The following is a 13,948-nucleotide window of genomic DNA, read 5'->3' on the forward strand; positions in this document are numbered from 1 at the left end:
ACACAAAATGGTCAAACACTCTTGCACCCCCTGTGAAAATAAGAAACGCGGTGCCTGCAAAATCCAGACTACCGTTGGTCGTCCAGTAGCCGGCTGGCCGTAAAGCGCCGATTTCCAGTTTAATCCAGCGTTTGGAGGTAGTATTCATTGCGACAAAAATAGCCGCCGGTACTTTCCCGGCAGCCTAAATTCTGCAATACGCAGGCTTGTTGCGCGTACACTACGATTCAAACATAAACCGGCCGCAGGCGGTTGTCATTGGGCTGCGGCCGCGGATCGATCCGCCGGCCTTTCCCGTGCGGGATAAACTGCGGAGTGCCAAACACCGGATCGCGGCTCACCGTGCACCGCATGCCGAACACCGCCTCCACCGTCTCCGCGGTCATCACGTCTTCCGGCTTCCCCTGCGCATATACCGTCTTTCCGTGAAGCGCCACGATATGATGGGCGTACCGGCAGGCCAGGTTCAAGTCGTGCAGCACCATCACGATCGTCCGCCGCTCCTTCTCGTTCAACTCAAACAGCAGATCTAAAATTTCGACCTGGTGGGCCATGTCCAAATAGGTCGTCGGCTCGTCGAGCAGCAGCGCATCCGTCCCCTGCGCCAGCGTCATGGCGATCCAGGCCCGCTGCCGCTGCCCGCCGGACAGGGAGTCCACCGTCCGGTCCGCCAAAGCCGACAGGCCGGTATCCTCCAGGGCCCGCTTGACCATCCGCTCGTCTTCCGGCGACCACTGCGAAAGCCAGCTTTGATGCGGATACCGCCCCTGTTTGACGAGCTGCAGCACGGTCAAGCCCTCCGGAGCCGCCGGCCCTTGCGGCAAAATGGCCAGCTTTTTCGCCACCTCTTTGGTCGCCAGCTTGGCGATGTTTTTGCCGTCCAGCAGCACCGCGCCGGCCTTGGGCTTCAACAGCCGGGAAACCGCCCGCAGCAGCGTCGATTTGCCGCAGCCGTTGCTGCCGACGAACACCGTGATTTTCCCCGGCGGAATGTTTAAGCTTAGCTCATCGATAATCATCTCCTCGCCGTACGATAACGCCAAAGCCTCCGTTTTCAACACCTGCATCTCTTCCCCTCCGTTTCTTTCCTTCACCGAATTAGCGCTAAACATAAACACTTTAACCGGTGGGATTGATTTACCTGTTGCGGTTTCTGTACAGCAAATAGATGAAAAACGGTCCCCCGACTCCTGCCGTAAATACACCCGCGGGAATATCGAGCGGCAGAAACACGGTTCTGGCCAGCGAATCGGCGACGACCAGCAGCAGCGCGCCGATGACCGCGGCCACGGGCAGCAGACCTCCGAGTGAGGGTCCGACGAGCTTCTTGGCGATATGCGGCGCCATCAGTCCGATGAACCCGATCGCCCCGGCCACCGCCACCGCGGCGCCTGAAAGCGCCACGCAGATGAACAGCAACACAAGGCGCTGCCGCTGCACGGAAGCCCCTAGCCCTTGGGCGACGTCATCCCCCAGCTCCTGAACGGTGACATGCCTGGAGCAGATGAGCGCCAGCGGAAAAAACACGGCGAACCACGGCAGTATCGTCAACACATCGTTCCATGACGCGCCGTAGATGCTGCCCGTCATCCAAATATAGGCTTGACCGGCCGCATGGATCGGGCTAAGCACGAGCATCAACGTCGTAAATGATCCCGTCGCCGCCGAAATGCCGATGCCGATCAAGACGAGCCGCGTTGCCGTGACCCCCTTGCTCCACGCGAGCAGATAGATTAGAAGCGAAATGCCTCCCGCCCCGAGCATCGCCGCAACCGGCAGCCACTTGATGCTTACCGCCCCGGCAAAATAAGTCAGGAACGCCACGGCCGCAAACGAGGCCCCCCCGGTGATGCCGATCATATCTGGAGAGGCCAGCGGATTGCGGATCATCCCCTGCAGGATGCAGCCGGCCGAGGCTAAAGCCGCTCCCACCAGCACGGCCAGCAGCAGCCGGGGAAGCCTTAGCGCGCAGACGGTCAACGCGCTGTCGGCGCTGCCCTTCCCCCGCATCAAGCCAAGCAGCTCGGCGGGCGAAATCCATTTGCTGCCGAGCGTAAGACCGGCGACAAACGCCGCGAGCAAGAGCAGCGTCAATCCGGCCCAAATGAGCAGCGTTTTGCGGGAGAGCAGCAGCGACACCCGCCCCGATTTGCTACGCCAAACCAACAGCCGATTCATGAAGTTTCTCCTTTCGAGCGGAAGCTTTTCCGGGCGAGGTACACGAAAAACGGCGCTCCGACAAAGCCGGTCATGACCCCGAGCGGAATTTCGCCCGGCATGATCAGAAAGCGGGCCAGAATGTCCGCGGCCAGCAGCAAAACCGCCCCCATAACGGCGCTGTAGGGGATCACCCAGCGGTGATCCACCCCAACCAAATATCGCGCCATATGGGGGATAACCAGCCCGACGAAGCCGATCGAGCCGGCGGCGGCCACCGAGCTGCCGGCAAGCAGCACCACGGCCAGGGCAATCGCGGTTTTGACCAGGGCTGTTTTTTGTCCCAGCCCTTTGGCGACATCCTCTCCCGAGGCGAGGATGTTGACCGGCCGGGCCAAGGCCAGCGCGGCGATCCCGGCGATAGTCATGTACGGAAGCACCGGGAGCAAATCGCCGGTTTCTTTGCCGGCGATCGAGCCGGCCAGCCAGTACAGCACGTTTTGCAGGCTCGCTTCATTGACGGCCAGCATCCCCTGCGTAAAGGAAGAAAACGAAGCCGTCAGCGCGGCGCCCGCCAGCACGATTTTGACCGGCGTCAGCCCGTCCCTGCCGATCGAGCCGAGCAAATAGACCGCCGCGGCCGCCAGGGCCGCCCCGAAAAAAGCAAACCAGACGAGCTGCGAAAGCGACGTGACCGGCAGGAAGGTCAAAGCGAGCACGACCATAAACACGGCGCCGCTGTTGATGCCGAAAATCCCCGGCGAAGCCAGCGGATTCCGCGTTAACGCCTGCATCAAGACGCCCGCCACCGCCAAACTCGCCCCGATCGCCGCGGCAAACACGGCCCGGGGCAGCCGGGTCGTCCGGATTATGACATGCTCGCTCGACGCAGGATCGTAATGGATAAAGGACGCAAGCGCCGTTTCCAGGCGGATTTCCGTCGTCCCGAGCACGATGCTTAAGACGAAACAAAGCGCAAACAGCAAAAAAGCAAACGCCAACCCCGCTGCTTTAGCCGGTGTTTGGCGTATAAACGGTTGATTCACGCGGTTCCTCCTTACCCGGCAAAACTTGCGGAAGGCTGCCGTTCACGGCCTTATGCCCCGGCAGCCTTCCTTTAACGTTAACGTTGACTTATTCCCAAGACGCGTAAGCTGCGCGTTATTCCAGTCCGTAGAACTCGTACAGGTCTTCGAGCATCTCCTGGGCCGCAAGCGGGCCGGAGCCGTTGTTCCACACCGCCGTATCCACTTCGAACACACGGTTGTTCTGGACGGCCTTCAGGTTTTGCCACAGCGGATGCTCCGTCCATTCCTTGCGCAGATCCAGCCTGCCGTCATCCCTGGTTGTGCTCGTCTGGTCGAAAATGATGTCCGCGTCCATCTGCGGAATGTTCTCCTTGGAGGTCAGCTGGACGCCCCAATCCTCGCCTTGCTGCCCGGCCGGGCGGGCGATGCCCAGTTCTTCCAGCACGAGCGCGGAAAATCCGGTGTACACGATGCGGGCGTGGTCCACGCGAAAATCGACGATGCCTGCCTCCAGCTTCAGCTTGTCGCCCATTTTCGTTTTGAAATCGGCGACCCGCTGTTCCCAATCAGTCAAGAACTGCTGTTCCTCCGCCTGCTTGTTCAGCGCTTCGGCCGTGAGGTGCAGCGTATCTTTCCAGATATGTACTTCCTCTGTCATCACCGTAGGGGCGATATTCGACAGCTGCTCGTAGATTTTTTCGTGCCGCGTTTTGGAAGCGATGATCACATCGGGGTGAAGCGCGATGATCTCCTCCAGGTTGGGCTGATTTTCCGAGCCCAGATTGATTGCCCCATCCATCCGGTCCCGGATGTAGTTGTACCAGGGCTGTTCGATCCACGATTCCACCGCACCGGCGGGTTTCACACCAAGCAGCAGCGCGGCGTCCGTCGCTCCCTGGAACAAGGTGACGACCTTTTGCGGCGTTCCCGGGATTTCGGTCGTTCCCATCGCGTGTTCAACGGTCCGTACCTCACCCCCCGCAGCGGCGCTATTTGCTGAATCCACCGTATTTTGCCCCTGGCCCCCCGTTCCTCCTTCTCCTTCTTCTCCGGCCTCAGCCTGCACCTGCGGCTGCTGCGCGCCGGCCGCTCCCTGCCCGTTTCCTCCGCACCCGGCAAAAACAAACAAAAATATGAAAATGGCGGCTAATGTAAACATAAACTTGGACGACTTGACCATCTGTAATCGCTCCTTCTTCTCATCAAGCAAATGATATTGATTATCATTATTGATTATAAAAAGAGCGTCACCTTACGGACATGGAGATTCTCGCTCAGTTTTTGGACATTTCCGACTTTTCGGCCAAAAACCATTCCCGCACCTTGTCGAGAAACATGTCGTGGGATAAAGCATTATAGCTCGTGTACAGATGGCGGCTGTCGTACAGGGAATACACCTTGCTCTCCTTCACCGCTTTCAGGCCGTTCCACCGTGAATCGCCGTACAGTCCGGCCACTTCGCTCCGGATGGCCCGGTCCATCCGCTCCGTGCCGTTATGTCTGTAGCTGGTGAGCAAAATCCGGTCGGGGCCGTACGCGGCCAGTTCCTCCAAAGCAACCTCCCGGTAATGGGCGATATCCGCAACGCCCCGGGGTGCGGCCAGTCCCAAATCGCCGTACATCACCGTCCCGAGATTCCGTTGTCCGTAAACGCACAGCTTGCCTTCCCCGATGCCGACGATCAGAAACGTCTCCTCTCCCGCCCTGAAGTTCAATAGATGACGCACCTCCTCCGCTTTCGCGTCGTAGCGTGCCAGCCAGGCCGCAGCTTCCCGCTCCTTGCCCACGATTCCGGCAATCTCTTGCAGATGCTTTCTCCAGTCGTCAACGTAACGCAGGGTTACCGTCGGAGCGATTTGGTTAAACAGCATTTCCTTGGCGGATTTCCCTTGCCCCCGGGACCCGCGCATCATGATCAAATCCGGCCGCGCCGCCATCAGCTTCTCCAGATCGGGTCCTGACCGGCCGACGGGGATGGTATGTTCCAGCCGGCCGCTGAGCGGAAAGACGTCATTGATCACGGCTGCGTAAGGCTCGATGCCAAGGGCCAGTAAATCGCCCGTCACCAAATGGTTGAGCGAGGCGACTTTACCGGAATGCCGGATTCTTTTTACGTAGGCGATCGGCGAGGTGCCCGTGGCCGCTTTAAACCTGCGGCTGAAATAGTATTCATCGCTGAAGCCGGTCTGCTGGGAGATCGAGCGCAAAGAGCCGGCGGAAGACACCAGCAGTTTTTTCGCTTGACGGATGCGTATTTCGTGCAAATATTCCATTGGGCTTTTTTCATGCCTTTTCTTGAACACCCTGGAGTAATAATCCGGACTTAAACCGGCCAGCTCCGCCAGCATCTCCCGGGTGACGGGTTCGGCGTAATGCTGCTCCATAAAGGTCAGGGTTTGCTGAATCGCCCGGTCCAGATCGGACTTAAATTCCCGTGTGTCCTGCCGGAACAATTCATAGAGCAAATTCTGAAACAGTAAACTGGCCTTCATGGCGTCCCAGGGGCTGCCGGTGGACCATGTTTTTTCGATTTCCCGAATCCGCTCGGGTAAACAAGACAACTGCGCGGCAGGCCATTCCGCCGGGCAAGCCGGCACCGCGGGCTCAAAGCGTCCCTCTCCGGCGGGCTGCAGGGCATAAAAGCGAATACAACAATACCCGCTCCCACCATCTTCGGGAAGCTGCAGCATCGCGTGGCGGTCCGGGGGCAGCACATAAATATGCTGCAGCCGCAGCAGGCAGCTTCGCCCACCGATAACGAGTTCGCCTTCGGCCTTATCGAAAACCAGCAGGCTATACAAAAAAGGATCCCGCCGGTGCAAGTCCTTGCACGCATGAATGCGCCGGAAATCCTTTAACATATATACATAATCGGCCAAATGAGCTGTTGGGCCCGTTCCGTTCAGCATCGGCATTTCTCCTCATCCTCTCAATGATAACGATTCTCAATTAGAGTGTAGCTTATGTTTACCGCAAAATAAATACTCTAATTGCAATTCGTTGCCTCATTTCTGCCGATGATCCCGCGCCTTCGGACAGTTGGAGCAATATTCCCCGCCGGCCAGCTCGTAATAGAAGCAGCAGGTATGCCGCACGCGCGTGTTGCCGGAGACCGTCCCCTGTAGTTTGGGTGTATAAAAAGCGGTCAGCGGGTTTTTCTTTTCTCCGAATACATATCCCGGGGCTTCATGAACCAAGTAGTGAAAATCCTCGCTGATCCGGCGGTTCTCCTCCGCGTCTTTCCCCGGTCCGAGCTTTTTTTCATAGAGGGAAAACAGCCGCACCGCGGTGTTCTCCCATAAAATCGCTTTAGGCACGCAGGCGGCTTCGGCAAGGGCATGCCAAACACGCGACAAATGCCCGACAAAAAAATGTTCGGCCAGCCTCTCTCTCCACGAGCTGCGCAAGCCGATGGCAGCCGGTTTGTCTACCTGCAGCTCCGTCACGAGCAGCCGGGACGACCAGCGCCCTCCGGCAGGGGCGGACACTTCGAGATGACAATGATTTACCGACAGGTCCAGCCCCTTGTTATAGATCGTCATGGCGTAAAAAAGCGGTGCGGCCAGCAGCTGCGCGTACCGCTTGGAAAATTGCGAGGCGGTGATCATCCTGGAGGGGGACCCGAGCACGGGGGTTAATTCATCCAGACAAGCCGCGCATGGCTTTGCTTCAAGCAGCCGGGCCGGCCGGATGATATTCGCCGCCTGGGGCGACGGCTCTAGGGACAACCCAAATTTTTCCCTCAAAACGTCCAATTCCTCCGCGCTTAACCGGGTCTGTTCATCCATTTGCAGTTCTCCTCCCTGTCAAGACAGCGGTATGTGGGCTAAGCATTCATTATTGATCATACAGAAATCATATATTTTGAAAATGGCCCATAGCGACCGATTTTTGGATTTGACAGCGCAATCATGACGTATCATTCGCCCTTCAACACAAAAAGACACGGCAGCATAATCCCTGCCATGTCTCTAGTTTTCTAGTCAACTTTGCCTGGCTTTCGGCATAAAGACCAGCGGAACGAATCTTCCTTTCACCTGCTCGGCCAGCAACTGCGGCTTAAGCTCCATCTGCAGCCCGATTTTGCCGGCGCTGACCAGCATGGTGTCCAGGCTTTCGGCCGAGCTGTCCAGGAAGGTGGGATACAGCTTCTTCATCCCTACCGGCGAGCAGCCTCCGCGGACGTAGCCGGTCCGCTGCAGCAGGTCCTTTAACGGCAGCATCTCCACCTTTTTGACTCCGGCGGCTTTGGCCGCCTTTTTTAAATCCAGCTCCGCGGCTACCTGAATGATGAACACAAAAATCGCCTCCCCTTGATGGGCGACCAGCGTTTTATATACCTTCTCCGGCGGTTTGCCGATTTTCTCCGCGACCGCGGTGCCGTGAATCTGCCCATCCTCCGGGTCATACGTGTGAACTTCGTACGGCGTCTTGGATTTGTCGAGCAATCGCAAGGCGTTCGTTTTGACGTCTGCCATAGTTACTTAAAGCGCGTCCTTCCCAAAGGAACCTTCAAACAGCGATTCTTTCAGCGGACGGCGGCCGTTTGGTTGTTCGCGCTCCTGCAGGTTGTCCGGCAGAACCTCTTTTTCGCCTTGGTAACCGATGGCGATGACGGCTTGAACAGCATAATCGTCAGGCACATTCAGCACTTCGCGGGCTTTCCCGGGATCAAATCCTCCCATCGCATGGGTGATCAATCCTTTGTTATGCGCTTCTAAAGCAAGATACCCCCAAGCGGCGCCCGCATCAAAGGCATCCCAGCCGTTGGCTCCCCGTTCGGTCGCCGTTTGGGACAGGATGACGGCCAAGACGGGAGCTTTTGAACACCATACAAGGTTACCCGGCAAAATAAAGGAATGAAATTTCTCCCGGTCCTCCTGCGTACGGGCGATAATAAACCGCCATGGCTGCACATTCGATGCCGACGGAGCCCACCGCGCCGCCTCAAAAAGGCTGAGCAGAACATCTTCAGGGATTTCTTTTTCCAAAAAAGAACGCGGCGACCAACGGTTTATAAACTGAGGGGATACTTCGAAACCCGGTTTACGCAAATCTGCGGCATTTGCCATTTTGAACACTCCTTCGTTTAAACTATATAAGTTGAACTAATGATAGTACGGTCCATTGATTACTGCGTGATGTAGACAAGGCTAGACTGGTACAATAATATTAAACCAGAAAGAAATAATTTTCCAGTGTTTAAGGGAGAACGGAGTTAGCGAATGGCTGAAGCATTAAAATCGATATATAATGAAGCGTTTTTGCGGGAATTTGGCGAAAAGGTTCACGCGGCGTACGCGCCGTTTGATACGGAGAAATTCGTGGCCGATACGATGGATACAACTTGGGACGTGCTGGAACTGAAAGCCAGAATGCGGCGGATCACACTGATGTTGGGCAGCCAGCTGCCGGCGCGCTTTGAAGAGGCCGTGGCCGTGCTGTTTGCCATCGACGAATCTTGCGTCGGATTCCCTTACTTGTTTTTCCCGGACTTCGTGGAGGTTTACGGCAGCGCGGAGGAGGATTGGCCGCTGGCGATGCGGGCGCTGGAGCGGTTCACGCCGAAATCGTCGGCCGAATTTGCCGTCCGCTCCTTCCTGCTGCGTAATCCGGAACGGACGATGGAGCAGATGGCGGCATGGTCCAAGCATAAGGATGAGCATGTGCGCCGGCTCGCCAGCGAAGGCTGCCGGCCCCGCCTGCCCTGGGGACAAGCTTTGCCGATGTTCAAGCGCGACCCGGCGCCGATTCTGCCGATCCTGGAGCGGTTGAAAGAGGACCCCAGCCTGTACGTGCGCAAAAGCGTGGCCAACAATCTGAACGACATCGCCAAGGATCACCCGGCACTCGTGCTCGAGCTTGCCCGGCGCTGGAAAGGCGCGGCGCACCCGTACACCGACTGGATCGTGCGCCATGGCTGCCGCACGCTGATCCGCAAAGGCGGCCCCGAAGTGCTGGAGCTGTTTGGTTACGCCGCACCGTCAGACGCCAAGCCGGTGGTCTCGGCGGCGGAGCTCGCGGTGGAGCCTGGCGCGCTCCGCATCGGCGGCAGCTGTGAGCTCCGCTACGAGTTGACCGTGCGCGAAGGCGAGCCGGTGAAGGTGCGCGTCGAATACGGCATCGACTTCGTCAAAGCCGGGGGCAAAACATCACGCAAGCTGTTCCTGCTGGTGGACAAAACCGTCCCCGGCGGCGCGGACGTAAGCGGAACACGGCGCCACAGCTGGGCGGATCTAACAACCCGCCGCCACTATCCCGGCGCGCACCGGATCGCCCTGCTCGTCAACGGCGCCGAAGCCGCTTATGCGGTGCTGCAGCTGGAGGCCGCGGCGGTGAACGGCTAACCGAAAGACGCCTTAGTCGGCTTGTTCCGCTTCGGGCGCGGCCGAAGCGCCGATCAGGGCATCTGCGACCTTGGTCAAATGCGTGTTCATGATGTCGGCCGCCCCGCGCCGGTCCTGGTCCCTAATCGCCTGAAGCATTTGATAATGATCCTGGAACAGGCGGTGCGCCGACTCATTTTCGCTGAACAACCACAGGCTCCTGCTGTCACGGATCGTACGCATCATCATCGCCGAAATACGCTCCATCATTTGCTGCAGCAGCGGATTTTGCGTTGCTTTGGCGATAGCGAAATGGAAATTGACGTCGTGCACCCGGCTGATCTCCTCATTGCCGATCGCTTCCTCCATGTGGCTCACAATCCGGGTGAGCTCGTTCAAGTCCGCTTCTCTCCGGTGCTCGGCAGCCAACTCAATGCTCCCGATTTCGAGGATTTTCCGTACCTGAAGCAGTTGGATCAGCTCCTGGCGATTCGCGATTTGCCGGGCTTCCATCGTCTCGAGCGCCTGGGCTCTAACGTAAGTCCCCCCGCCCTGCCTCGTTTCGATCAGCCCGCGGGCTTTCAGATGGCTGATCGCTTCGCGGACGGTGGAGCGGCCAACGTGATAACGCTTCGCCAAGTTCTCGATCGTATCCAGCTTTTCGCCGGGCTTCACAAGCCCGCTTTCGATGATCCGCTGCAGTTCCTCAATCATAATATCGTAATTTTTTCTCCCTAAATCCATAACTTATTCCCTCTCCAAAACGGACTTGTTCTCCGAAATGCTTGCTAAATAACAGTCTATACAATTATCGTAAATTATGGTAGATTTTTTTTGAAATTTTAAATTCGCCAGATGACATGATTAATTAAACGATAAACATAAATTAAGGCTGCATTTTTGGACTCAACCTTATATCGTGGCAAGAAATGCCGGAAGGGCATTGAAAACTTGAGGACAGGGAAGGCCGGTGGGTTGTTCGGCAGATCAACAACCGACGCTGCCCGGACGCTTTGCACAATTATCCCGTTTGATCAGGAAGCAGAGAAGAAAGATAAATTCAGTAGAAGGAGATATATTTAGGAGAAGACGACATGTTCGAGATCATTAGACAGGTTTAGGAGAAGGAGGTTTAGGAGAAGGGATGCAGACCTGACGGGAGGAATGGGGCAAGACACCGGGAAAAATGAAAAGACCGTGATCTTGCTGCAACCTGAACCCGTTTGCAGCAACGTCTGTACCGTCCAAGCATTTCTATCAGGCCGCAGCCGCAAGGGGCTGGTTCGGTTGGCGTGCAATCAGCCGGCGGTAAGGGATCGCCGGAATCGCCACACACATGTGTAGCAACTTCTGCCGCATCGTTTCTTCCGCTCCGGGCAGGTGCAGCCGGCGGCGTACGGTATACTCGTTCAGGTACGCCTGCAGATGCTTCAATCCCAAGGCTATATATGTACTCTTCAGCGATTCCCACGCCTCTCTCACCACTTTCCGCAAGGGCGCATACAGCCGATAGGCTAGAGGAAACGACTCTACCGCCGATGTACGGACATCCACATGCCCGTTGATGAACGCGGCGAGTTCGAGACGGTTTGCTCTTTTCCCGTCTCCCCTCTTATGCGGCACCATGCGGATTTTGACCTGCTCCAGCTCGCCCGACTCCGTGACCGTGCATCCCGCTACTACCGCCGAGGCGTACGGCTGCGAAAACTGAAACCGGGACGGATTACGCCCATACTGATCGCTGTTCACCTTCACGTCTCCGCAGAGCAGTTCCCGGGCATCGAATTCCCCAACGGAATGGCGTATTTTATGCAGCATCAACCAGGCGGTCTTGTAGGTGACCCGGATTACCTGGCTCAGCCGCATCGCCGAGATGCCATCGGGGAGTAAGAACAACTCCAGCGCCTCGAACCACTTCAACAGAGGCACCCGGGTTCCTTCAAAAATCGTGCCGACTAAAGCCGACGTTTGGTGCTTGCACTTTCCGCACTCGAATAAGGGGATATGCCGGGAGGTCAGACGGCTGCACCGGGTGTGAGCGCAGCGCGGGCAGACGAAACCGTTTGGCCACTTCATCGCGATCACCGCCTCCATGCAGGCCTGCTCGCTATGGTAACGGCTGCTGAATGGTTGAAGTTCCGTTCCCGTATTGACTTCCATATTCGCTCCCCCTAAATCGAGAATTTACGCACATACGTTCGCCTTACTTCATTATACCAAACAAATGTTCTCCACTCAAGCCGAAAATCTCACCTGAACCGCCTCATTTTTTCCTTATTTCTTTTTCTCTCTTTTTTTGGAACCCTTGCTCTAGCCCCCACCCCTGCCCCCCTAAACGAAAGGGATAATCATGCAAAGGAAGGCAGCAGGCAGGGACACCAAGAGACGAACTCTATAGACAACACATTTTTAAAGAGGATATTTTTTACAGATTGCGTCGACGACACCTATATTCTCCTTTTTTTGTCATATCTCAGCCGATTTTTTAGCATACTCGCATGCTATAATTTTCCTGGAAATCATTAATTAATGCCATAAATAAAGGGGATGGCTGGACATGAAAAAGCTCTATTACACTTCTTTTTTCTATGCGGTATTAGGTTTACTGGCAGGCGTTTTTTACCGGGAAGCGACCAGGCATAACGGATTCACCGGCGAAACCGCGCTGTCTCCGCTTCATACCCACCTTCTGGTGCTCGGATTTATGTTTTTCCTCATCGTGTTAGGTTTAGGCAAGCTGTTCGGCCTGCATGAAATGAGGTCGTTTGGCGCCTGGTATCTCGTTTACAACCTAGGTTTGCTGATCACCATCGGGACGATGGCCGTCCGGGGCATGCTGCAGGTGAAAGGCAGCGACATCCCATCCCTGCCTTATATCGCCGGACTGGGCCACTTGATTCTTGGCGCCGGGATCATCTGGCTGCTGGTTTTGCTCGGCAAACGAATACAACGGGTTTAAGTGCATCCGTAAAGCCAAGCCTAACGGACACCACAGACCTTATTCAGCATTTAGGTGCACGTATTCAGCCATTTTCGGGCAAATAAGGTCACTCAGGTCCGTTAGCCTCCATATGGTGCCTGCCCGTATAAAGAAAGGCAGGTTCAGGAATAATCCCTGCCCTGCCTTGCTGCTGCTTCACCTTTATCCCGGCAATTCAAACCCGATCTCTACAGGAGCGGCGGCGGATGGAGCTTGCGGTATCCTTCCTGTTATACCCAGCTCCAGCACCGCCGCAATCCGCTCCTGAGGTTTAACACCAAAGCTCCGGCGCCGCTCCAGATCGTAGATCCACTCGGGCCTGGTCCGGCGTACGCCCCAATTTTTCGATTTGGCCAGCAGTTGAAAGTTCTGCACCAGACAGCACGCCGCGGCAAAATCCTCTTCCTGCTTATGCGGATCCGCCTCTTCTTTCACTACGACGAGGAGCCGGGCCGGCACTGTGCCCGGAACAACCGTTTGTGCATGGGCGTCTGCCATCCCGCCGGTCACAAAAATAAACCGCCAAGGCTCTCTTAACCGGTCATTCGGTGCCCAAACGGCATCGTTCAGCACTTCGAGAACGTTCTGCTCGGAAATCGGGGGGTGAAACTCCCTCTCATGAGGCGCGCCGCCAAGGCGAACGGCGGTCCATTTCTGCTCCGCCGGCGTTCTTTTCCGGGCCCTTGGAGCTTTATCGAAATAACCCATATGTAAAATACCCGCAAATTTTTCCCCTTCCCGCAAACCTATTTCCGTAAAAAACAGTTCGCTTTGAATAAGCGGGTCCGTATCCCACAACATGCCCAAACCGCGCTCCCAGCCCAGCAATTGAAAATTTTGCATAACGCCGCAGGCGGCCGCGAAATTTTCGTCGCTTTCCCGCTCGTCGGCTCCGGATTCCGCCATAACGATCAGGTGCCCCGGGATCTCCGCCACCCTCCTGCTCAGGATATCCAGCATTTTGGAAGGAATCAGCTTGCCGAACCTGCTCTCCTTCGTTTTGGCCAGCATGGACTCCACCAAACGCCGGCGCGACTCCGGCGTTCCGATGTAAATGCAGCGCCAGCGGGGAGTGCCATCGGATTCATACAGACCCGCCGCCTGCTTCAAAAGGGATTCCACAAGTTCCCGGGAAACTGGCGAAACGTTGAAATTCCGGATCGTTCTGCGCTCCCGGATCGTTTTTGAAGAAATCATAAGTCATACCCCTTTCGTTTTTTATTTACAAGTAAACAATATAATTATGATAATTAGATCCTATATTACCGATATACCCACTAATATAGTTTACTTATAAACTAAAATATCACAATTTTCTCACGTCGGCAAAATCTTCTTACGGTTGCCATGGCGCTTAACGGTATAGCCGCCCCATGCTTTTCGAAGACGCGCATAATCCCGGCGCCCCCCGTTAACACTACTAACGGTTTTTATCAACATTAATGGTGAGTAAACTA

Annotated in this window: 13 protein-coding genes; 2 read left to right on the top strand and 11 right to left on the bottom strand. The window is 56.2% G+C overall.

Annotation, left to right across the window (positions count from 1 at the left end):
- Positions 1-227: 227 nt before the first annotated feature.
- The 8 genes from EHV15_RS27105 to EHV15_RS27140 all read right to left on the bottom strand — a co-directional run bounded on the left by EHV15_RS27105 (position 228) and on the right by EHV15_RS27140 (position 8,257).
- Positions 228-1,067: an ABC transporter ATP-binding protein gene (locus EHV15_RS27105; protein ID WP_128633969.1), complete on the bottom strand. Its 840-nt coding sequence runs from the start codon at positions 1,065-1,067 to the stop codon at positions 228-230.
- 70 nt (positions 1,068-1,137) lie between these two features.
- Entirely contained in the window at positions 1,138-2,178 is a 1,041-nt protein-coding gene (locus EHV15_RS27110) for a FecCD family ABC transporter permease (RefSeq protein WP_128633970.1), read from the bottom strand.
- Positions 2,175-3,203: a FecCD family ABC transporter permease gene (locus EHV15_RS27115; RefSeq protein WP_246061798.1), complete on the bottom strand. Its 1,029-nt coding sequence runs from the start codon at positions 3,201-3,203 to the stop codon at positions 2,175-2,177. Before EHV15_RS27115 ends, EHV15_RS27110 begins: the two co-directional genes overlap by 4 nt.
- Before the next feature lie 115 nt (positions 3,204-3,318).
- Positions 3,319-4,365, bottom strand: a complete 1,047-nt coding sequence (locus EHV15_RS27120) for an ABC transporter substrate-binding protein (RefSeq protein ID WP_128633971.1) — start codon at positions 4,363-4,365, stop codon at positions 3,319-3,321.
- Between the two features lie 94 nt (positions 4,366-4,459).
- Positions 4,460-6,094: a helix-turn-helix domain-containing protein gene (locus EHV15_RS27125; RefSeq protein ID WP_178075976.1), complete on the bottom strand. Its 1,635-nt coding sequence runs from the start codon at positions 6,092-6,094 to the stop codon at positions 4,460-4,462.
- A gap of 96 nt (positions 6,095-6,190) precedes the next feature.
- The gene (locus EHV15_RS27130; RefSeq protein WP_128635562.1) at positions 6,191-6,973 is read right to left on the bottom strand and encodes an IucA/IucC family C-terminal-domain containing protein; all 783 of its coding nucleotides are present in this window, start codon (positions 6,971-6,973) and stop codon (positions 6,191-6,193) included.
- A gap of 195 nt (positions 6,974-7,168) precedes the next feature.
- Positions 7,169-7,663: a Cys-tRNA(Pro) deacylase gene (ybaK, locus tag EHV15_RS27135; RefSeq protein WP_128633973.1), complete on the bottom strand. Its 495-nt coding sequence runs from the start codon at positions 7,661-7,663 to the stop codon at positions 7,169-7,171.
- A 6-nt stretch (positions 7,664-7,669) separates the two neighbouring features.
- Positions 7,670-8,257, bottom strand: a complete 588-nt coding sequence (locus EHV15_RS27140) for a nitroreductase family protein (protein ID WP_128633974.1) — start codon at positions 8,255-8,257, stop codon at positions 7,670-7,672.
- A 153-nt stretch (positions 8,258-8,410) separates the two neighbouring features.
- On the opposite strand from EHV15_RS27140, the gene EHV15_RS27145 reads away from it, so the two are divergent.
- Positions 8,411-9,532, top strand: a complete 1,122-nt coding sequence (locus EHV15_RS27145; protein ID WP_128633975.1) for a DNA alkylation repair protein — start codon at positions 8,411-8,413, stop codon at positions 9,530-9,532.
- Positions 9,533-9,544: 12 nt separating this feature from the next.
- Here the strand turns inward: EHV15_RS27145 and EHV15_RS27150 are convergent, their stop codons facing one another.
- Together EHV15_RS27150 and EHV15_RS27155 are read right to left on the bottom strand one after the other, a co-directional pair.
- Positions 9,545-10,255: a FadR/GntR family transcriptional regulator gene (locus EHV15_RS27150; protein ID WP_128633976.1), complete on the bottom strand. Its 711-nt coding sequence runs from the start codon at positions 10,253-10,255 to the stop codon at positions 9,545-9,547.
- 513 nt (positions 10,256-10,768) lie between these two features.
- Positions 10,769-11,671, bottom strand: coding sequence for a transposase (locus tag EHV15_RS27155; protein WP_128633977.1), 903 nt, complete (start codon positions 11,669-11,671; stop codon positions 10,769-10,771).
- Positions 11,672-12,068: 397 nt separating this feature from the next.
- On the opposite strand from EHV15_RS27155, the gene EHV15_RS27160 reads away from it, so the two are divergent.
- The gene (locus EHV15_RS27160; protein WP_128633978.1) at positions 12,069-12,470 is read left to right on the top strand and encodes a DUF2871 domain-containing protein; all 402 of its coding nucleotides are present in this window, start codon (positions 12,069-12,071) and stop codon (positions 12,468-12,470) included.
- Between the two features lie 183 nt (positions 12,471-12,653).
- Here EHV15_RS27160 and EHV15_RS27165 read toward each other — a convergent pair whose 3' ends face one another.
- The gene (locus tag EHV15_RS27165; RefSeq protein ID WP_128633979.1) at positions 12,654-13,688 is read right to left on the bottom strand and encodes a nitroreductase family protein; all 1,035 of its coding nucleotides are present in this window, start codon (positions 13,686-13,688) and stop codon (positions 12,654-12,656) included.
- Positions 13,689-13,948 lie beyond the last annotated feature (260 nt).

This window comes from Paenibacillus oralis (assembly GCF_003863965.1).
Classification (GTDB): Bacteria; Bacillota; Bacilli; order Paenibacillales; family Paenibacillaceae; genus Fontibacillus; species Fontibacillus oralis.

Coding starts and splice junctions, on each gene's coding strand:
- EHV15_RS27105 (WP_128633969.1), bottom strand. CDS start 1,067: ATGCAGGTGTTGAAAACGGAGGCTTTGGCGTTATCGTACGGCGAGGAG.
- EHV15_RS27110 (WP_128633970.1), bottom strand. CDS start 2,178: ATGAATCGGCTGTTGGTTTGGCGTAGCAAATCGGGGCGGGTGTCGCTG.
- EHV15_RS27120 (WP_128633971.1), bottom strand. CDS start 4,365: ATGGTCAAGTCGTCCAAGTTTATGTTTACATTAGCCGCCATTTTCATA.
- EHV15_RS27125 (WP_178075976.1), bottom strand. CDS start 6,094: ATGCTGAACGGAACGGGCCCAACAGCTCATTTGGCCGATTATGTATAT.
- EHV15_RS27130 (WP_128635562.1), bottom strand. CDS start 6,973: ATGGATGAACAGACCCGGTTAAGCGCGGAGGAATTGGACGTTTTGAGG.
- ybaK (WP_128633973.1), bottom strand. CDS start 7,663: ATGGCAGACGTCAAAACGAACGCCTTGCGATTGCTCGACAAATCCAAG.
- EHV15_RS27140 (WP_128633974.1), bottom strand. CDS start 8,257: ATGGCAAATGCCGCAGATTTGCGTAAACCGGGTTTCGAAGTATCCCCT.
- EHV15_RS27145 (WP_128633975.1), top strand. CDS start 8,411: ATGGCTGAAGCATTAAAATCGATATATAATGAAGCGTTTTTGCGGGAA.
- EHV15_RS27150 (WP_128633976.1), bottom strand. CDS start 10,255: ATGGATTTAGGGAGAAAAAATTACGATATTATGATTGAGGAACTGCAG.
- EHV15_RS27155 (WP_128633977.1), bottom strand. CDS start 11,671: ATGGAAGTCAATACGGGAACGGAACTTCAACCATTCAGCAGCCGTTAC.
- EHV15_RS27160 (WP_128633978.1), top strand. CDS start 12,069: ATGAAAAAGCTCTATTACACTTCTTTTTTCTATGCGGTATTAGGTTTA.
- EHV15_RS27165 (WP_128633979.1), bottom strand. CDS start 13,688: ATGATTTCTTCAAAAACGATCCGGGAGCGCAGAACGATCCGGAATTTC.